The 19214-nt window shown below is 63.0% G+C and carries 12 protein-coding genes; 3 read left to right on the top strand and 9 right to left on the bottom strand.

Features of this window, described 5'->3' with window-relative positions:
• Positions 1-5 precede the first annotated feature (5 nt).
• Entirely contained in the window at positions 6-905 is a 900-nt protein-coding gene (locus tag ACZ1JC_RS23080) for a BON domain-containing protein (protein ID WP_465137940.1), read from the top strand.
• Between the two features lie 356 nt (positions 906-1261).
• Positions 1262-2701: a lipopolysaccharide biosynthesis protein gene (locus ACZ1JC_RS23075; RefSeq protein ID WP_465137941.1), complete on the top strand. Its 1440-nt coding sequence runs from the start codon at positions 1262-1264 to the stop codon at positions 2699-2701.
• Here ACZ1JC_RS23075 and ACZ1JC_RS23070 read toward each other — a convergent pair.
• From ACZ1JC_RS23070 to ACZ1JC_RS23030, 9 genes are all read right to left on the bottom strand, one after another.
• On the bottom strand, positions 2698-3852 hold the full coding sequence (locus ACZ1JC_RS23070; RefSeq protein ID WP_465169078.1) for an acyltransferase family protein: 1155 nt from the start codon (positions 3850-3852) through the stop codon (positions 2698-2700). The genes ACZ1JC_RS23075 and ACZ1JC_RS23070 overlap by 4 nt on opposite strands.
• A 102-nt stretch (positions 3853-3954) precedes the next feature.
• Positions 3955-4896: a glycosyltransferase family 2 protein gene (locus tag ACZ1JC_RS23065; protein ID WP_465137943.1), complete on the bottom strand. Its 942-nt coding sequence runs from the start codon at positions 4894-4896 to the stop codon at positions 3955-3957.
• A 269-nt stretch (positions 4897-5165) separates the two neighbouring features.
• The gene (locus ACZ1JC_RS23060) at positions 5166-5774 is read right to left on the bottom strand and encodes a TetR/AcrR family transcriptional regulator (protein WP_465137944.1); all 609 of its coding nucleotides are present in this window, start codon (positions 5772-5774) and stop codon (positions 5166-5168) included.
• Between the two features lie 235 nt (positions 5775-6009).
• Positions 6010-8805 carry a TonB-dependent receptor domain-containing protein gene (locus ACZ1JC_RS23055; RefSeq protein WP_465137945.1) on the bottom strand — a complete coding sequence of 932 codons (2796 nt, stop codon included), beginning with the start codon at positions 8803-8805 and terminating at the stop codon, positions 6010-6012.
• 474 nt (positions 8806-9279) lie between these two features.
• On the bottom strand, positions 9280-10707 hold the full coding sequence (locus tag ACZ1JC_RS23050) for an aldehyde dehydrogenase family protein (protein ID WP_465137946.1): 1428 nt from the start codon (positions 10705-10707) through the stop codon (positions 9280-9282).
• Positions 10707-11870, bottom strand: a complete 1164-nt coding sequence (locus ACZ1JC_RS23045; RefSeq protein WP_465148440.1) for an MFS transporter — start codon at positions 11868-11870, stop codon at positions 10707-10709. Before ACZ1JC_RS23045 ends, ACZ1JC_RS23050 begins: the two co-directional genes overlap by 1 nt.
• A gap of 100 nt (positions 11871-11970) precedes the next feature.
• A complete protein-coding gene (locus ACZ1JC_RS23040) occupies positions 11971-13197 on the bottom strand; it encodes a PepSY-associated TM helix domain-containing protein (RefSeq protein WP_465137948.1) in 1227 nt (408 codons plus the stop codon).
• Positions 13198-13352: 155 nt separating this feature from the next.
• A complete protein-coding gene (locus ACZ1JC_RS23035; protein WP_465137949.1) occupies positions 13353-15044 on the bottom strand; it encodes a tannase/feruloyl esterase family alpha/beta hydrolase in 1692 nt (563 codons plus the stop codon).
• A gap of 73 nt (positions 15045-15117) precedes the next feature.
• The gene (locus ACZ1JC_RS23030; protein WP_465148441.1) at positions 15118-16218 is read right to left on the bottom strand and encodes a hypothetical protein; all 1101 of its coding nucleotides are present in this window, start codon (positions 16216-16218) and stop codon (positions 15118-15120) included.
• A 634-nt stretch (positions 16219-16852) separates the two neighbouring features.
• Here ACZ1JC_RS23030 and ACZ1JC_RS23025 point away from each other — a divergent pair.
• On the top strand, positions 16853-19189 hold the full coding sequence (locus ACZ1JC_RS23025; protein WP_465137951.1) for a TonB-dependent receptor: 2337 nt from the start codon (positions 16853-16855) through the stop codon (positions 19187-19189).
• Positions 19190-19214 lie beyond the last annotated feature (25 nt).

Raw genomic sequence — 19214 nt, 5'->3', positions numbered from 1 at the left:
CAGCGATGAACCGACGCGATTCGAACCCCCGCAGCCAGCAGCCGGGCGGTTATCAGGACGATGACCGCTGGGATATGCCGCGACAGGCCGGCCAGTGGCAGGACGGCCCGGCGCGGCAGGCCGGCGGCTATCGCGACCCGAATGAAGAGTCCCTGATCCGTGCACGGCGTTCGGAACGCGAAGGGCGGTATGCGTCCGATTCCCGTAGTGAGGGCGGTTCGCTTTCGGACCGTCTTGGCCGGGGATCCGACTATCGCAGCGATCCGCGCCTGCGGGCCGGCTGGGCCCGACGCGAGCGTGCGGAAAGGGAAGGCGAATATCCCATCCACAATTACGATGCCGCCTATGGCGACACCTTCTCCAGCTTTACCAGCGAGGATTATGGTGGCCGCGACCGCTCACCACCAAGCGGCGGAGTGAGTGGAGGTATGCATCCCAGCGACACCTATCGCCCGACATTCGGTTTCTCGCGCAGCGACTATTACAGCCGGGAAGATTACGGCGACTGGCGCGCCTATGGCGAGCGCCGGGGCTTCCTGAAGCGGGCGGGCGACGAAATCGCCAGTTGGTTCGGGGATGAGGATGCAGCGCACCGCCGCGAACTGGACCATCGCGGCCGTGGCCCCAGCGACTATACGCGGTCCGATGAGCGCATCCGCGAGGATGTGAATGATAGTCTGACCAACGACTGGCACGTCGATGCCAGCCGCATCCGGGTTACGGTGTCTGACGGCGAAGTCACACTGGACGGCACGGTGGACAGCCGGGCGGAGAAGCGCCGGGCAGAGGATCTGGCCGACGATGTATCCGGCGCGCGCCACGTACAGAACAACTTGCGCGTGGGGCCGGCGGCGATTGGCTCGCAGAGTTCGGCGCTTTCCGAACCGGGCGATGGATTGACCTGACCCGCCATTCGATGCGGCGATTGAGGGAGGGCCTGCGGGTCCTCCCTTTTTTTGCGTCGCCCGCCATCGATCATCAGGAAGGCCGATCATTCGAACGAAGTATCGATAGGCCGCGATCCGGGCTCTTTGGGATGATAGCGCCCGTGCAAGCGCATGATTATCATGCGCTTGCACGGGCCGGCCTCCGCCGCCACGGACGCAGATTCGGAGTGTGGCCATCTTGAACGCCTTGTCACCGCCGCTGCCCGCAGGGGACCGGCGAGACGCTTTTCCGGGCAAGTATCGCCCCGATCCATTGCGGGCCTAGACGGCCGATGGCGCAAGAAAAGGGCATCGGCCGGCACGCGACCAGGGGATTGGCGTCCACCGCCCTGGCGCAATTCGTCAAGGTTTTCGGAACGATGGCGACCACCATCGTCGTCGCGCGGATACTGTCACCGTCCGACTATGGCGTCGCCGCCATGGTCGCGCCGCTGACCGGGCTGGTGCTGACCTTCCAGAACCTGGGTTTCACCCAGGCCGTGGTGCAGACACGGGAACTGGATTTCGAACATTCGAATGCGCTGTTCTGGCTGAACGTCGTGGTCTCCATCGTCGCGGCGCTGGCGATGGTGGCGGTGGCGCCGCTGGCCGGTGCGTTCTACGGCGATGCGCGGGCCGGATACGTGACGGCGGCGACCGGGCTGACCATCCTCGTCACCGGGCTGAAGCTGCAGCATCAGGCGCTGCTCAATCGCGAGATGCGGTTTCATGCGCTGAGTATCAACGACATCGTCGTCTCGATCATGACCTTGGTCCTGACGACCGCGGCGGCGCTGATCCTGCGGAATTACTGGGCGATCTGGCTGGGCATCTTCCTCAATGCCGTGGTCAGCACCGCCATGATGTGGCGGGCCTGCCGTTGGCGTCCGCGACTGGGCGCCTCCTTTACGGGTGTGCGCAAGCTGGTGGTGTTCGGCGCCAATCTGACCGGGTTCAACCTGGTCAACTTCTTCGCGCGCAATCTGGACAATGTGATCATCGCCAAAGTGGAGGGGGCCGATGCGGTGGGCCTCTACGATCGCAGTTACAAGCTGATGCTGTTCCCGCTGCAGAACATCAACCAGCCATTGGCGCGGATCATGCTGCCGGTGCTCAGCCGCGTGCGGGATGAGCCGGATCGTTATCGCCGCGTCTACGAACTGGCGCTTCGGGCGTTGGCGCTGGGATCGATGCCGGGCATTCTCGCCGCCGCGATCTGCAGCGACCGGCTGATCCCGTTCCTGCTGGGCGAGCGCTGGGCGGCGGCCAGCCCGATCTTCTTCTGGCTCAGCCTGACCGCGATCGTCCAATGCGTGCCCAACACGGCGGCATGGCTCTACATCAGCACCGGAAACACGCGGCGGATGATGTATTGGGGCATCTTTTCCAGCGCCGTCAGCATCGTCAGCTTCATCATCGGCGTTCACTGGGGCGCCGTGGGCGTGGCCTGCGCCTATTTCATCGGGCAAGTCGCCACATCGCCCTTCCTCTACTGGTACGCCACGCTGGGCACGCCGGTGCCGCAGCGTTTCATGTACGCAGTCCAGTTGCCATCGCTGGCGGGCGGACTGTTCGCCTGGGGCGTGGTGTCGCTTGCGGGCGGAAACCTGCCCACCATCGCGGTGCTCGCGATAGCTGTGGCGGCCAGTTACATCGGCGCGGCGGCGGCACAAGCCTGCACGCCGGGCGGCCGCGCGGCGATGGCGGAGATGCTGCGACAGGCCGCCAACCTGCTGCCCGAACGGTTTCGGCAGAGGCCGCTGGGCAGCGGCTAGGCAGGATCCTCAGCCGGTTTGCGGCTGGGCTCCGATGCCTGCGTCGGTGGACGCAGGCCGGCATAGAGGAAATTGAGCAGCGGCACGCGCCGCACCACCAGCCAGATCGAGAATGCCGCTAGGAACGTGGCAGCGCTGATCAGCGACCATTCCACCCAGACGCCCCACTGCACCCGGTATCCCGCAATGGTAAGCGCAATCGCGATCGGCAGGTGGAACAAGTAAACCACTAACGAAGAATCGACGAGAGTACGGATCGCTTGGCTCTGGCGGTGGAAGAAAGTCCGGCCCAGCGCGATCAATGTCTGCGACCAGCCGAGCGCCGCGAAGCCCGCGAAGGACCGCTCCATCACCCAGATGCGGTGATGGTCCGCATGGATGGCGACGGCGGTGGCGATCAGCGTCAGCACCACAACGGTCCAACGCGGCCGGTCGAACGCTGTGCGAACCGCGGGCGCGCGGTGAAGCGCCATGCCGATGACATAGAACGGCAATGCGGCCACGAAGTCCGCCAACCGAAGCAGTCCCTGAACGATGTCCGCCTCGTCCGTCGTCGAGCGCATCACTCCAAGCACCAGCGCACCATAGCCCGCAACGGCGATGCCGGTCGCGATGAAGACGGGCATGAACCGCCGCGCGGCCATGTCATCCCATCGGCCGGCCAACGACATGGTGCGCAAGCCCGGCCAGATCATGCAGCCCAAAGCCGTAAGCGACTGCAGGTACAGCAAAACTGCCAGAAACCACAGGTGCCGCAGGACCGTGCCGGTCGACGGATAGAGTGCGTGAATGCTCCAGGGATCGGCCACGCGCACGGACGCGGCGATCAGGTTCAAGACCGGCACGATGGTGACCAGCGAAACCGCGAGAGGCACGCCGATGCGCACCAGCCGCCCGCTCAGCCATTCGCGCGCGTCGCGCCGCGCCAGCAACAAGGCGCTGAAGTAGCCGGCTATCAGGAAGAACGCCGGCATCCGGAAGATGTGGATCACATGGGCCAGGTCCGTCATCAGCGGATCGCCCTCCATCACCGGCACCATCCAGGCCCGTCCCGGGCGATAGGCAAGGGCGACGTGATAGGGAATACCAAGCAGCATCAGCCCGCCCCTGACGGCGTCCCAATGATGTTCGCGAGAGGAAGGCGTCGACATCGCAAACCTTTGCATGGCGGAGGGGCGAACCGACCATTCTTTCCGGCCCGGCGCAATCACTCGAAAGAGGGGGCATCCGAAAGGGGAAGGGATGCCGTGTCTTCAGTCGTTTGCGCCGCGCACCCATGACGTGACGCCGCGATAGGTCTCCAGGCCCAGTACCGCCGCGCCAAGCCGGGGGATCCGTGCATCCAGGCGGAGTTCGCCGCCCAGGTCGGCTCCGCGTTTCAGTGCTTCCCGCCCCTGTTCGCGGTCGCCCCGGCGAAAGGCACTGTCCGCCAGCCAGTAGAAATAGTCGCCCATGATCTTGCGGCGCGCGTCCTCCGTCACCGCCTCGGTCGGCTGGCGCAGCAGCGAATCCGCCACAGCCATCAGATCGCCGAACGTGGAACGGTTGCCGGAAATCCGGAATGGTGAATCGTGCTGCACATAGACCCCGCAGCCGAGTGAGGAATGGGCGATGCGCGCACCGGCCAGCACGCCGCGGCAGACCACCTCGCCATCCTGATTGCGGCGTACAGCTTCGTTCCACCCGCCGATGCCGCGCAGGAACTCCGTACGCCAGAGCAGCGCGCAGGGCGGCGTCCACTGCCGGCGAACCAGCCAGCGGTCCAGCAAGTCTTCGGCATCGGCATAGCCTGGCTTGCGGCGACTGGCCTGATTCCGCCCCTCGTCATAGAAAAGCCAGGGGCCGAAGGCGATGTCCGCGCCGCCTTGCTCCGCCAGCGCCACGGCAAGGCCGTGGAGCAGATCCCCCATCACGAAATCGTCGCTGTCCAGAAACATGACGTATTCGCTCTCGACTTGCGCCAGCCCGCGATTGCGAGACTTCTGCGCGCCGATGTTGCCGGGATTGGTCAGAACGTCGAGCGGGCGGGACGCAAGATCCGACAGCGCGGCCTCGGTCGTGCCTTCGTCATCGTCGACAACGACGATCACGCGGACCTGCACTTTCGGCTGCCCGAACACCGAACGCACGGCACGCTCGATGGTCTGCGACGCGCGAAACGCGGGCACGACGACCGTGACCTGTTCCTGAGTCATGCCGGGGCTCCCTGTTCACGCCCATTGTATCCGCGCAGATTGTCCGCACCGAATCGCGCCGATCCGGCGCGCAGGGGAAGGTACCCCAGCGTGAAGGTCGAACGAATGGGAGTGGTCCGGATGGCCGCGTATCTTCGACCAAATGGCTATTAGCCGCGATCAGCTTACTCTTCTTTGCCTCGCGCACGGCCAAAGACTCTGCTTGGGGCTTAATTGACGTTCAGCTGGAAGATTTCACCAAGGCGATTGAGCGATGCTCGGCGTCGGGCCTAAATCGCGGCGAGCTGGCATTTGATGGCGGCCACGAATTGGCCGGCAAGGTCGAAACTTCGCTCTTCACGCAGCCACCGTGCTTCCAATCCGTCCATCAGGGCCAAGACGATGCGCGCGGTGGCTTCCGGCGTTCGGCAGAAGGGTTCCAGTGCGACGGCCAGTTTCTCCTGCCGCATGGCTTCCCGCGTGGCGAAATAGGCATGGGCAGGGTGGCCGGCGTTAAGCGCCTCTGCCTGCAGCATGGTGTGCAGTTTCATGATTTCGATATCGGCGATGTCGCGCTCCACCACCATCCGGAGCGATTCCACGAAGGCATCGCGGCTGTGCCGACCGGGTGCGGCCTGTGTGCGGCGGGCGATCCATTGCTTCACGTCGAGTTGGTGCCGGTCGTCGCGGTCCTGCAGCAAGTCGATGAGTATCTGTTCCTTGCTGCTGAAATGGTGCAACAGGCCCGCCTTGGTGAGTTCGCAGCGATCGGCAAGATCCTGCAAGGTAAAGCCATTGTAGCCGCGTTCGCCGATCAGGCGCTGGGCTTCGTCCATGATCTGCGCCCGGCGCCTCTCACCGTCGACGCGCACTGGCTTGCGATCCGATTTCGTCTTCATCCTACCCCGGCGAATTGGAAGGGTCTGCCCCCGCGCATGCGTCCGACAGACCCTTCGTGGCCCTGTTATTGCAGGAGCTTAGAGACCGTTTGAAAATTCGCGAAATGCGAATTTTGCGGCACCGGCCCTCTCCCCCACCCTACCACCCGCAGGATACTACCGATGGGTGGTAGGGTGGGGGAGAGGGCCGGTGCCGCCTCAAAAATGCCCCTGCGGGCATTTTTTAAGCGAACTCTTAGAACTTCTTCGTCAAGCCCAGTTGGACCATGCGACCGAGCGTGAAGGTATTGCCCGGATTGTAACCGGGCTGGCCGGCGTCGAGATAGGCTGGCGGATCCTCATCGAAGACGTTGTCGAGGTTCAGAGACAGGGTCAGGTCGCGGGTGACGCCTTCTCCCTTGAAGTCATACCCGAAGTAGAGGTTGACGATGTTGAAGTCCCCAACCCGCTTCTGGCCGGCAACATTCTCGGTGCGGGAATATCCGGGCGTGCGGTTCCAGGTGACCTGCGCCCGGAACTTGTCGATCGTCGTGCCGACCATGGTGGAAAGCTGGTACCTGGATGTATTGTCCTTCAGCGCATCGAACCATGCCATTCCCGCGCGGGACTGGGTCTTCTGCTCAAGGCGATAGTTGCCCGAAACGCGCCCGTCGATCGAACCCCAGCTGGTATCGAACGTGAAGTTCGCCGAGAAGTCGATGCCGGAAAGCTTCGTGCGGCCCAGGTTCTGGACACGTGTATCGAGCAGCACCTGAACCGGCGTCATCGTCCCGCCGGCGCCCAGAAGCATTGCCTGACCGGTCGACGTCGGGTTCGCAAGGGCAACGCCGACGCCGCTGCTGGGCACCGTCGCCAGGATCGCCGCGACCTGCTGGCCAGAGGGCTGGAACAGCCAGAGGTCGGGATAGCCGACATAGAAGTCCGTCAGCAACGAACCGGAGACCGGGCGGCCGATCGTGCCCTTCAGGTCGATGTTGTAGTAGCTGGCGCTGAGTTTGATCTGATCGACAGGCGTGAAGTCGAACCCGGCCGACCAGTTGGTCGCCCGCTGCGGTTTCAGATCCGGCACGGCGCCATTCAGGTAAATCCCGGCGACCCCGGAGGCGGAACAGGCCGGAAGACCGGTAACACCGCATACACCCGGCGTTGACGGCGGGAACTGCAGGAAGGCACCCGGGATCTGTTGTGCGACGGAGGAGTAGACGCCCAACTGGTCGGCCGGCGTGGCCGCGTTGAACGACTTGCCCCAGTTCGCACGCAGCGTGAGGCTGCTGAACGGCTGGAACGTAACGCCGATCTTCGGATTGAAGGTGTCGCCGAAGTCATTGTACTTGTCGTACCGGCCCGACGCCGCGAGGACCAGCGACATGTCATCGTCACCGCCGCCAAGCACCGGGACCTGCAGTTCGCCGAAAAGCGATTTGACCGTCTGCGTGTAAGACTTGGGCGAGAGCAGCGCATAGGTGGATGCGCTTGTCGTGCGCTGGGTCATCGTATCGGTCGAATATTCCGCACCGAATGCCGCGCGCACTTCACCGGCCGGCAGGGACACGATCGGGCCGTCGAAGATGGCGCGGAAATCGGCATATTCGTTGCGGCCGATGCCGACATCGTCGGCAAGAAGACCGTCGAGGACCGACTGGCTGGTTGCGCCGGCATTATAGGGATTGAGCGAGCCATTGTTCACGGCGTTCTGTAGCCACGGAAGCGCACGGGTGTTCACCAGTTGAACGTTGCGATAGTCCACCGTGCCCCGGCCGTAGTTGGCCAGAGCGCGCATCTGCCAGTCGCTGCCGATTTTCCAGGTCAGCTGCGGCGTGACGTTCCAGGTTTCGAGGTTGGTCTCCTGCTTCGCGGATCGCGCGCCAAGTGCGTCGGCCAGGCTGAAGTTGACGGTCTGGGCCAGACCGAAATTGGGATCGCCGGCGGGCAGCGGCCGGTAGTTCGGGTTGGTGGGGGAAAGCGTGACGACCGATTCCGAACCGGTGCCGAGCTGGCCATTGCCAAGCGTGCCGTTGTTCCCCTGCACCTCTCGCCGGGCGTAATAGACCTTCAGGTCAACGCGAAGCCTGTCGTTCAGGTCTTGCATCAGGCTGGCGAAGACGTTGTGCATCTTGATGCTGGGATAGATCGCCACGTCCTGCGCGTAATCGCAGGTGACAGGCCCACCGGCCACAAGGCTGGAGCCGTTCATCACATAAGAACGCGCGTTCGCGCCAGATCCCGCCGAAACGTTGACGCCTTCGGCGCAATTGCGGCCGGTGGGAATTCCGGTCACCGGATCGATGCGATGCACGTAGTCCCGGTCGGAACCGTAAAGCGCGTCGTTTCTGGAGTATCGGTAGGCGATATAGATCGAGCCCGTGCCCCAGTCCTTGCCGGCGATGCCGCCGGCCTGGTACGACGTGTAGTTGTCGGCAATGCCGACCTTGGCATCGACCTGAACACCGTCATACCGGTCGCGCGTCATGAAATTGATCACGCCGCCCAGCGCGTCCGAGCCGTAGACGGCCGAACCGCCATCGGTCATGGCTTCCACGCGGTCTATCACAAGCGGGGCGATGAAGTCCGGGTCAACGGCAAGCTGTCCTATGCCGAGTGGGGTAATGCGATGGCCATCGAGAAGAACGAGTGTCTGTGCGCCGCCACTGGTATTGGCGCCGGGTAGGTTGCGCAGGTTCGGGCGGGCGATCGGTGCGCTGCCGTTGGATCCCGGCGTCGGCGAAACGCCCGATGGTGCGGCGTTGAAGAAGTTGCCTACGGTCGGCAGGCTGGCAAGCAACTGGTTGGTCGATACGGCGCCTGTCGTCTTGGCATCGTCTCCGCTGATGCCGATCACGTTGGAACCCGCAGGTGCTATGCCGCGGATAAGCGTGCCGGTAACGACGATTTCGGTTTCACGCGACGGGGCGGCACTCTCATCATTTTGTGTATCGTCTGACGACTGCGCTGAGGCGAGAGTTGGCAGCAGAGCCATGACGGCCACGCTCGCCAGCGCGCAGGACTTCAGTCGCAAAAGCTGAATGTTCATATCCTCTCCTGATTTCTATCTTTTGTTTTGTGTCGGAACGACCATCCCGCCCCCCGCCATGTCGGTCGCATTCAGGGTGTTTTTGGAACAGTTGTACGGACCAACCGATTGGTTGGTATCTGTCACAAATCTGTCAAGTTGACTGGCGAAGTTTGCCGCGTCAGGCAGGCGAAGTTCCGTTTGGGTCAAAAAGCTGGAGTGGCGAACGGGCTTCAACCACGGCCCATCGAACGGTGTTCGCCTCCATGCTCAAGGCGCATCATGACGGCTATGTCAGCTGGTTAGAGTTTTTCGCCGCAATCGCCCTGGCTGGGAGGAGCGAAGGACTATGAAGGCATCGAGGTTTTCAGAAGTTAAGTGCCAGTTCCAACCTAGAGCAGTTTCCGATCCGATTGCATCGGATCAACTGCTCTAAGCTTCTGGTTTGACGCATTTTCTGAGTCATCAGATGATTCCATCTGATTGGAAAATGCTCTAGTTGATTGCAATCGCGGTCTCATGCGACATTTCGCGAATGGTATCCGCGATGCTTTCCGTGCCTATGCCGCTTTGCTTCACACCGCCAAAAGGGAGGTTCCCCGGGCGGAATGAGCCTGGCCCATTGACAACCACTCCCCCAACTTCAAGCCGATGCGCGAGATCAAGGGCATTGTGAATGCTTTGAGAGAAAACGCTGGCCTGCAAACCGAACGGAGAACCGTTTACAGCCGAAATGGCTTGCTCCAAGTCGTCAAAGGGTAGGAGCGGAACCACCGGGCCGAAAATCTCTCCGACAATGCACGGCATATCCGCGGCGACGCCGGTGAGAATCGTGGGTTCGAAGAATTGGCCTCCCACCCGATTGCCACCTGCAATGACGCGGGCCCCCATGGAGATGCATTGCTCGACCTCGCGGGCTACTTGCGCCGCTGCCGCTTCCGAAATCAGCGGGCCAAGGTCGGTATGTTCGTCAAGGGGCGAGCCCATCCTGATTTTGCCGACTTGCCGAAGCAATTCCTCGACGAAATCGTCGAAAACGGCGCCTGCCACCCAAACCTGCTTTACGGCGCAGCAAATCTGTCCCGCTCCATTGGTGAGGCGGCCGTTCACCACTGCGGTAGCCGCCTTGCCGATGTCGGCATCGTCCAGCACGATCATGGCGTCGACCCCGCCGAGTTCGAAGGCTGTTCGCTTGAGGGAGGCGGCAGCCTGTCCGGCGATGATCTTCGCTGCGACGCTACCGCCGGTGAAGCTGACCATGGCAATCTCGGGATGCGTTACAAGGCGATCTCCGAGTTCATGGGGATAGCCTGTGATCATCTGCAAGGCATCTTCCGGCAGTCCAGCCTCCAGCAGGATGCGGCCCAGTTCCAGCGCCGTGAGCGGGCATTGTTCCGGTAGTTTGACGATAACTGCGTTCCCGGCAGCGAGCGCTCCGGGAATCTTGTGCGCGAAAAGCTCCGCAGGGTAGTTGAACGGGACAATCCCGGTGACGATCCCGAGCGGTTGCCGGAAAGTGTAAGCGATCATGTGTTCGAGGCCGGGGATCGCATCCATCGGGATCGAGCGGCCACCGATACGCTTGGCTTCCTCGGAAAAATCTCGGAACAGGCGGGCGGTCGCGGTCATTTCGGCGCGGCATTGGCGGATGGTCTTGCCATTTTCCCGCACCAGCAGCTGGCTCAATTCTTCGTGCCGGCCCTCGATGATGTCGGCAGCGGTGCGGAGAATTTCGCTGCGACGATGAAGGGGGAGGGCACGCATAACGGCACGCCCGCGAATGGCGCTTTCGATAGCCAGTTCGACGTCGTCCGCGTTCGCTTGCGGAACCCGGTCGATCGTCTCGCCTGTCTCCGGGTTACGTATTTCGATCCAGGCGCCGCTGCGGGATGCGGCCGGCCGCCCTGCGATGATCATGTCCATCAGTCTTGGTCCTGTGCTTGAATTGGAAGCGAAAGGCGCTTGCAGTTTCCGAGCACCAGCAGAGCGATTGCGGCAGAAAGCGAGGGGATCAGCCAGAGTGCTCGGCCGATGCCCTGCGCGCTGTCGCCTGCGATCATGCCGATGATCGGAGAACTGACCACCAGGCCGCTGAAGCCGCAGGTGATCGCAAACCCGATCGCGGTTCCGGCACCGCGCGGAAACAGCATGCCGATGATTGCAATGCTGGTGGGAAACACCGGCGCCATGGCGAGGCCGGTGGCGAAGACCAATGCGCCGGTTCCGGAGCCGCCGCCCAGGAGCAGCGTCACGCCGGAGGTGAGTGCGGCCGCAATCTCGCACACCAGCACGACCATGACCGGAGGCAGGCGGCGTAACACGGTCGCTGCGACGAGGCGGCCGATCAGCATGCCCGCCGCGAACCCGAGCGACAGCAGGTTTAGGGCGTCAGTGGGGTCCAGCCCGGCTCCGATGAGAAATTTGGGTAGCCAGTTCCACATTGCGAACTCGCTGGCGGTGTACAGGAACGTGACGCCGGCAAGCACATAGAGCGCGGGCGAGGTGAACACGGATTCCTGTAATGTCTTGCCTTGAACCGGCGGAGCATGCGCAATCGGGGTCGACAGCGTCACCAGCAGGGCGAACGCGGCCATGCCGGCGGCGGCCCATGCCACGGAGACCGGATCGGAATGCAGCAGGTTTGCGGCGACCCACGGGGTAGCCATGCCTCCCAATCCGACGAAGAGGTTGAGAATGTTGAGGGCCGAGGCCTTGTTGCGCGCGCTGGCGTCGTTCACGAGGGCATTGGCACCGACGATGACCAAGCTGCCGCCGATCCCAAGCAGACCCATGGCTATCATGGCGGAGACCAGCCCACTCGGATGGGCGAGCAAGACGAGGCCGGCAAGGCTCGACACCAGGCCTGCTGCGATGCCGGGTTTCTTGCCCCGCCTGTCCATCAGGGCGCCGGCCCAGACCGAGGTCACTGCCAGGCCCAGTCCTTGCGCCAGGGCCAGCCATGTCAATTCCTGTGTGCCAAGGCCAAGCCTCAGGCCCAGTGAAGGAACGATCGTTCCCAGCATCGAGGCCATCATGCCGTAGATGAAAATGACGAGCGAGGCGGTTGCGACAGTGCGTATCACCATTTCACCTCTTGGCTGTTGTCCTGGCGCTTCGGGATTTCATGTTTTGTCTCCCCGGGTTGAGCGGTCCTGCGCGGGCCGTGAGTGCTTCGCGGCCGTTTTCCTATTTCCAGAACAGTTCTTTTCGCCCTGATTTCGCGCGCTTTCGCCAGAGATCGACGTACATCCAGAGCCCCGAGGCGGAGAGGAAAACGAGCGACAGTCCCGCCAGCAGGTTGAGCATTCGCGCGGGCAGCCCGAGCAGCTCGCCCGAATGGAAGTGCTTCATCCATTCGTGGACATCGGTACCGAGGGGGAAGGGCGACTTGGGATAGAGCGGCGAGCTAAGGCTTTGCTCCTGACCGCTTGCGGCATTGAAGACGCGCTGGCGTGTCGGCTTGGTGGCTGTGACGATGGCGCCTTCGAGTTGCCCGAACCAGACCCTCGCCCGGATCGCGCGGATCGGTGTATCCGGCTCTTCGGCGCGGAACGCGACCATTGCGTCGTGGGCGACGGCGGCGGCCTGTTTATCGGTGATCGCCAGAGTCTCGCGGGGGGGCTTGTGGCGATTGAAAGTGGCGTAGGAACTTTCAAAGCCGATCCAGGTGCCGCTTAAAGCGACCAGGACAAGAAGCACCGAGGCAGCGACTGATACCCCGCGATGCAACGATCGCCACGTGTCGGAAGTCATCCAGAACATGTTGGGGCGCTTGATCTTGCGCCGCTGCTTGAGCAGGCGGAAGTACATGACGAGGCCGCTCACGATCAGCGCTGTCATTGCCAATCCGGACAGGAACTCGACGTAAACGCCGGGCACGTCGCGCAGGCCAAAGAAATTCGGCCCCCAGAAGCGGTGCCATTGCTTCAGTGTCTGACGCAGGGACGGGGCAGGGTAAGCCCCGCGTACATCGATGGCCGGGACTTGCCGGCTTGAGGCGACGTCGAACGCAAGCGCCGAAACTGGAGTGCCCATCCGGCGCGGGTCGGGCGGAGCACTGGGATCAGCGAAGGCCACCTGGCCGACGACCCGGCCGTTGACCATGCGCAGTTCGACGAAGGCCGGCGCCAGATCGGGCCGGATCTCACGAAACCGGGCAAGGGTTACGGAGAAAGCCTTGGCGACATCGACATTGGCCGGCAGCGCGGCCGCGCTCCAGTCGGCGTGGGTGACGGCGGAGTAAAATCCGTTGCCGAACTTGCCCTCGTTGATCGACTGCATGGTTGGATCGCTCTCCGGCTTGCCGCTGAAGATCGCGGCGAGGTCGAGCGTCTGGATCAGTGTGCCGGTGGTCCCGATGTAGAGCAGGAACAGGCAGGCAACGAGCGAAAGCACCCGGTGCACGGTCCGCATTTCAATGGGGCGTCCCTTTCGCTTGGCGGCGGACGGGGCCGGTTTCCTCGGCGGCGGAACGGGAGCTGCTTGATGGAGGTCAGGCACAGGATTCACTTTCCTTGCCCCTGCGCAGCGCGGCAATGGGATGCGCTGCGCAGGGTTCGCGTCTCAAATCACGGATGGGTCGTCGTGCAATCGATGGAATTGGCCGTTGCCGTGCACCACCGCATGTAGCCGGGCTTGTAGAACCTGGCGCCGGGCCAGTTGCCAAGGTCGGCCGGCGCCGGGTGGGCAACGCCTTTCACGAAGTTGGCCGCGTCCCTCACGTCACCTTGTCCGGTGTAGCGAGCGACATAGGGATAGGGATAGATCGGGCGGGTCAGGTCGGCGGCGGTGAGGGCGGCGCCTTGTGGACCGGCACCTTGCTCCATGCCCGCTCCGCGCGGACGATGCACACCCGCCAGCGCTCCCGGCGCGATGCCCCGTTCGACCCAGAGCATCAACGGCTCCAGCAGATCGCTGATGACCGGACCGTCGCCGCCTCCGCAGTGATAGACACCGGGCAGGACGTAAAACCGTGCAAAGCCATCGACCGTTTTCATGCCCATCTGGGCTTGCAGTGCCTCGTAATAGAGTACCGACTGGTGCGCCATGACATTGGTGTCGGCCAGCGCCATCCAGAGGATCAGCTTGTGGCCAGCCTTTGCATAGGCGGAAAGATCGGGATTGGTGCCGTCGTGGAGGTAGCTGTACTTGGTGGTAGCCTCGAAGGTCGCGTGATCGAAGGTCAGATCCCCCAGTTTCCAGGATGCGGGTAGCGCGGGCAGGCTGTAATGTGAACGGATGGCCTTTTCCGTGCCCTTGCGGGCCTCTTCCTGGCCGTTGAACGGGCCATTGCCGGGAACGATCGTCGCGGTCCAGGCCAGTTCAGAGCCGGGCAGAACGCCGCCGGGTGTCAGCCTGTTCCCTTCCTTGTCGTGCGCGCCGCGGTAGATCTCCTGCGCGACGTGGATCTGGGCCGGTGTCAGGCAAGTCGTCGAATCCTGCCCGGGCTTGCATTCGATCCGGGTAATGTCGGGGTGGCAGGCGTAAGGCAGCGAGACGATACCGTCCTTCGCGCCGTCCGCTGCATCGCACTGATCCAGCACTGCCTTGTGCAGGATCGGCAGTTTGTCAGCCGTCAGGATCGGTTCGCCGTCGGGACCGGTGTTGGTCATGACGTTCCAGGCGGTGAACAGCCCGTTGTTGACGGTGGTGTTGATCGGCGGACAGCCGGCGCCGATACCATCGAAATCCAGCGGGAAGCGCTGCGCCTCGATCATCCCTTCGCGCGCCGGGTTCGAACAGGCGTTGTAATAGGAAAACCGGGGCGCCTGTCCGTAGAACTTCGCAATTAAAGCCTTGGTCGCCAGGACTTGGAGGTGCATGCCGCGATAGCCGGCGTTGACCTCGCCGCGATAATCATTTGCCAGGACGTCTTCGTTTTCCCGGCGGCCCAGATCTTGCCAGGATACCGTCGCGAAGCCGTCCAGTTTCATGCCGGATGCGGTCTGCGCTCCCGGCCCTCCGCCGAACAGCAGGCGCTGGGTCCATTCGGTGGTCGGCAGATGGAGTTCGAAGTGGGCGTAATTGTCGACCGAGACCTTGATCGAGCAATAGGGGCTGGTCTGGTGATCGTCGACAAGGCTGGCGGAATCGACATGCGTCACAGCGCCGACCGCATGGGAAACGTCGGTGGAGAGCAAGGCAGAGCAATCCACCAGAGGCTTCACGATCGCCAGGTCCAGCGGCTTGGCAATCGGGGGCTTCGCCGCCGCGGGCGAGGATTGATCCGAATGAGCGGCCTGGGCGAGCAGCAGCATCATGGGCGCCGCTCCTAGAATCGCCCCGAGACCGAATTTCGGCCGAAACTTCATTGTCATCTCTCCCATCGATTGCTTATCGCGCAGCGTTTGCCGGCGTGAATGTGTAGCGCCAGGACCAGCGTTGCTGCCCGCCGGGGGGCACGTGGATCGCGGTGAAAGGCTCCACCGCGACGGCATGGCGGATCGACCACAGAACGGTGCGGACCAAGGGTGTATCGGTCTGCATGGTAATGCTTGCGCCGTTGGCTCCGGTGACGCGGAACGGCCCGGGCGGTGTTTTGGCGTCGCCGGGCTGGGCGGGCAGTTGCACGCGGTCTCCCGGCTTCAGCACACCGGTATACTGGAGTGTGTCCGTATCGATGCGGGCGAGCGTTGGGGTTGAGACGGGCCCTGCGATGGAGAACGGAAAATGTACACTCACCCCCCGCCCGGTTTCGGCATCGTCGAACCGCGCGATATTGTGGTTGTAGACCTGCGTATCTATCGGTTTGGAGCCGATGTTGCGCAGTCTATGCGCAATAGTCATGACCCCGCCGGGTGAGACGCTGATCGTCTTTTCGTATTCGTAGCCGAACCCTTCAGCGTCGGGCCGAAGGCGCTGGACGAACGTGACCCGGTTCTTCGCGCGCCGCACTTGCCACTGGCCACCGTCGACGATCGCATAGGGACGGAAATGATCGTAGCGCTCAAGATCGGGCTTGCGCAGGCGCCCCACACCGATCTTGATGAAAGTGCCTCCGGCGGGCGCTGCATTGTAGCCGGGCACAGTCTCCCCGTCGCGGTTGGCGAACTCTTCGACAGGACCGGTAGCCGCATTGAGCGGATTGACCACGATGCCGTCCGGCAGGTCGAGGAAATCGTGGATCTCTGGCGATACAGCGCTGAACCATGGGCCGTAGAAGCGGGAACCATCTAGGGTGACTTGGGTAATCATTCCCGACCAGTCGAACCGGGTTCCTCGATAGAATCCATTGCGGGCATCGGGCAGGGCGATGCGAACCTCCATGCCTTCGCTCGCAAGCGTCAGGCTGGGGGCGGTGTTCGGATCGGGCGCTGGTCTGGCGTCGACCGGGGAATTGTCAGATTGCGCATGGGCTGCGGAAGTGAGCAGCAGCGTAAAAGCCAAAGGGGCGAATATTCGCGGGCGTCTATGCGGCTGGCGCGCGGCAGTCATCTCCCTTTCCCTCCATTGTCGTTCGGGGGATGTATGGACGCGGTCCCGGTTGTGACTGGGCCGCGCATCGATTGCCGGACCTGTTAGGTGGTCTGCCCAAACCGAAAATGAACGAGGGGTAAGCTGCGGGACTGGCCGATCTCAACTCTTGTGGATCGGCGCAGGCGTGCGGATTTGGGGAGGTATTGCACCTGTTCGTGGCAATGAAAGTGAGGGCCGGACTTTTTGCGATCCTGATTTATCGGTCAGTGCGCGGTTCTTATGCTTCCCTGCTGAGCACGGTCGCAAATGGTTCAGGTTCGGTTTGGGTATCTCCCGTAGTCACGAAAACAAGGGCCGGATCGAAGGAAAATCTACCGATCCAGAGCCGAAACGGGAGAGGCTGAAATGACCAGGAAAAGCACGCCGCACGCGCCATAGCGCAGGCATAGCCGCCGCAAAATCAGAAAGTACGCTGGCATCCGGCCACGCCGGACCGCCCGTAGACCCGCGCGCGGCGAAGATCATCGAAAGGATTTGCGCAATCCCGGCATCGCCGGGGCCAGCGGGGCCCGCAATCGGGAGGGGCCGCCGCAATGGCGCGTACCCGATGGACGCACCCGGCCATGCCGGGCAGAACAATGCAGGAGGGGACATGAAGACCAAGCTATTTCATTCGGCCGCAGGCTGCGCTCTCGCTATGGCGCTCGCACTGCCCACGGCTGCCCGTGCACAGGACAGTGAGCCGGCATCGGATCAAGGGATCCAGGAGATCATCGTCACCGCCACGAAGTCCGCAACATCGGCCAACGACACGCCGATCGCGCTCAGCGTCATCGGCAGCACGCAATTGGCCGAACAGGGCGTGCACGGCGCGGCGGACCTTCAGAACATAGCGCCTTCGCTCAATGTCGGTAGTGCGGCGCACGGCGCGAACATCACCATTCGCGGCGTCGGTTCGACGGACACCACCAGCAAGGGCACGCAGGGCGTCAGCTTCAACATCGATGGCGTGCCGATCGGCCGTCCGCAGTTGATGAGCCTCGCGTTCCTCGATCTGGAACGCGTGGAAGTGCTGCGCGGGCCGCAGGGCACGCTCTACGGCAAGAGCAGCACGGGCGGCGCGATCAACTTGGTCACCGCCAAGCCGAAGGATGAACTTGAAGCGTCCGCCCGCTTCGAACTGGGCAATTACAACACCCGCCGCGGCGAGGCGATGATCAACGTGCCGGTCACCGACTTCTTCGCGGTCCGCGCCGCTGCCGCCTTCAACAGCCGCGATGGCTTCATCAAGCCGGTACTTGGCGATATCGGTACGCTGAAACCCGCGCGTGATCTGGACGATGAGGACAACTGGACCGCGCGCATCACCGGCAGGCTGGACTTCGGCGGTGGGTCGGACTTCATCCTGGCCGGCACCTTCGGCCACATCGGCGGCAACAATGCCACCAGCAGTGCGCTGTGGTTCCGCGTGAAGGACATGAGCACCAAGGATGCGCTCAAGGTCTTCTACAATCCTTATATCGGTAGTTCGGACGACGATTTCTACAACATCACCGGCATTCTGCATGTCGACGTCGGGCCGGTACTGATGACGTACGAAGGATCGCGCATCAAGTTCGACGCGCAGGACGTCTACAACCCTTCGGTTACCGATCCTTACGGATCGAACGGCAATCCGTCCTACTTGTGGACCGACTACCGCGCGAACATCCGCAGCGATTCCCATGAGATCCGCTTTTCCAACTCGACCCCGGGCCGGCTCACCTGGGTTGCGGGCATGAACTACTATGCGGAGGACATTCCCGAAAAGGACATGAACTGGCAGGTGCTGATCAAGGACGGCTGCCCGCAACCGACGCTCGATCCCGCCTGCTACGTACCCAATCCCGGCATCGTCGGTACCACCAAGCATGAAAGCATGGGCGTGTTCGGGCAGGCCAGCTACGACCTGACCGACCAGATCCGCCTTACCGCCGGCGGCCGCTATTCGGACGATTCCGTCGCGCGCACCTACACGATCGCGGCGGGCGATGCCCCTCCGGGCGGGTGGCTGGATCAGAACGGCAATCTCTGCGGGCCGCCCAACTACTGTGTCAATGGCTCGGACAGCCGCGGCAAGCAATCGAGCAGCAAGTTCACCTGGCGTCTAGGCATCGATTTCCGCCCGGCGCCGGACCAGCTGATCTACGCCTCGATCGCCACCGGCTACAAGCAGGGCGGCTTCAACGACGTCGATCCGGTGAACGGCGGCGTCGGCAAGTACGGGCCGGAATCGCTGACGGCTTACGAGATCGGCTACAAGGGCCGCATCGCCTCCAACCTGCAATACAACACGGCGGTCTATTACTACGATTACGCCAAGTACCAGCTTACCGGATCGACCTTCCTGACGCCCAGCGTCACCGGCGGCGCCCCGGTAGTGCTGATCTATACCACCAACCCGCCTGCCAAGTTCTACGGCTGGGAGAACGAGATCGAGTGGCGGCCGACCCGCAACGATGACCTCAACCTGACTTTCGCCCTGGCGGACGGCGAGTTCGGCAAGGGCGCCAATGTCGGCTTCATCTATTCCAACCGCATCGACTGGTCGGGCAAGCGGCCGGACAGTCTGGCGACATTTTCCGGCACCGCCTCATGGGAACACCGCTTCCCGCTGGCGAGCGGCGGTTACATCAAGGCCCGCGCGGGGACCAAGTTCTCCAACGGCTATTACCTCTCCGACCTTGGCGGTCAGGGCAATCCGTTCACCGGCAAATACACCACTCTGCCGCAGCAGTACCGCCAGGGCGGCTTCACCCGTACCGACCTGACGCTGGGCTATACGTCCGAGAACGGCAAGCTCGATGTCACCGCCTTCGTGCGCAACGTGGAGAACAAGCTCCAGCTTGTCGGCGCGCCCAACGGCATGGGCACCGGCAATGACGATCAGGTCTTCGCCCGCATCGCCGATCCCCGCACTTACGGCGTCCGCCTCGGCGTGCGCTTCTGAACGCTCCCGACCTCCCAGTTGGAGC

This window comes from Sphingomonas sp. BL-S-28 (genome assembly GCF_055521515.1).
Note: the sequence above shows the minus strand (reverse complement) of the source record. Positions and strands in the feature narration are given on the sequence as shown.

What these genes read in the sequence shown, in the direction of transcription:
- ACZ1JC_RS23030 (WP_465148441.1), bottom strand. Translation starts at nt 16,218, where the DNA reads ATGACTGCCGCGCGCCAGCCGCATAGACGCCCGCGAATATTCGCCCCT.
- ACZ1JC_RS23080 (WP_465137940.1), top strand. Translation starts at nt 6, where the DNA reads ATGAACCGACGCGATTCGAACCCCCGCAGCCAGCAGCCGGGCGGTTAT.
- ACZ1JC_RS23060 (WP_465137944.1), bottom strand. Translation starts at nt 5,774, where the DNA reads ATGAAGACGAAATCGGATCGCAAGCCAGTGCGCGTCGACGGTGAGAGG.
- ACZ1JC_RS23070 (WP_465169078.1), bottom strand. Translation starts at nt 3,852, where the DNA reads ATGTCGACGCCTTCCTCTCGCGAACATCATTGGGACGCCGTCAGGGGC.
- ACZ1JC_RS23045 (WP_465148440.1), bottom strand. Translation starts at nt 11,870, where the DNA reads ATGGTGATACGCACTGTCGCAACCGCCTCGCTCGTCATTTTCATCTAC.
- ACZ1JC_RS23065 (WP_465137943.1), bottom strand. Translation starts at nt 4,896, where the DNA reads ATGACTCAGGAACAGGTCACGGTCGTCGTGCCCGCGTTTCGCGCGTCG.
- ACZ1JC_RS23055 (WP_465137945.1), bottom strand. Translation starts at nt 8,805, where the DNA reads ATGAACATTCAGCTTTTGCGACTGAAGTCCTGCGCGCTGGCGAGCGTG.
- ACZ1JC_RS23040 (WP_465137948.1), bottom strand. Translation starts at nt 13,197, where the DNA reads ATGCGGACCGTGCACCGGGTGCTTTCGCTCGTTGCCTGCCTGTTCCTG.
- ACZ1JC_RS23035 (WP_465137949.1), bottom strand. Translation starts at nt 15,044, where the DNA reads ATGATGCTGCTGCTCGCCCAGGCCGCTCATTCGGATCAATCCTCGCCC.
- ACZ1JC_RS23050 (WP_465137946.1), bottom strand. Translation starts at nt 10,707, where the DNA reads ATGGACATGATCATCGCAGGGCGGCCGGCCGCATCCCGCAGCGGCGCC.
- ACZ1JC_RS23025 (WP_465137951.1), top strand. Translation starts at nt 16,853, where the DNA reads ATGAAGACCAAGCTATTTCATTCGGCCGCAGGCTGCGCTCTCGCTATG.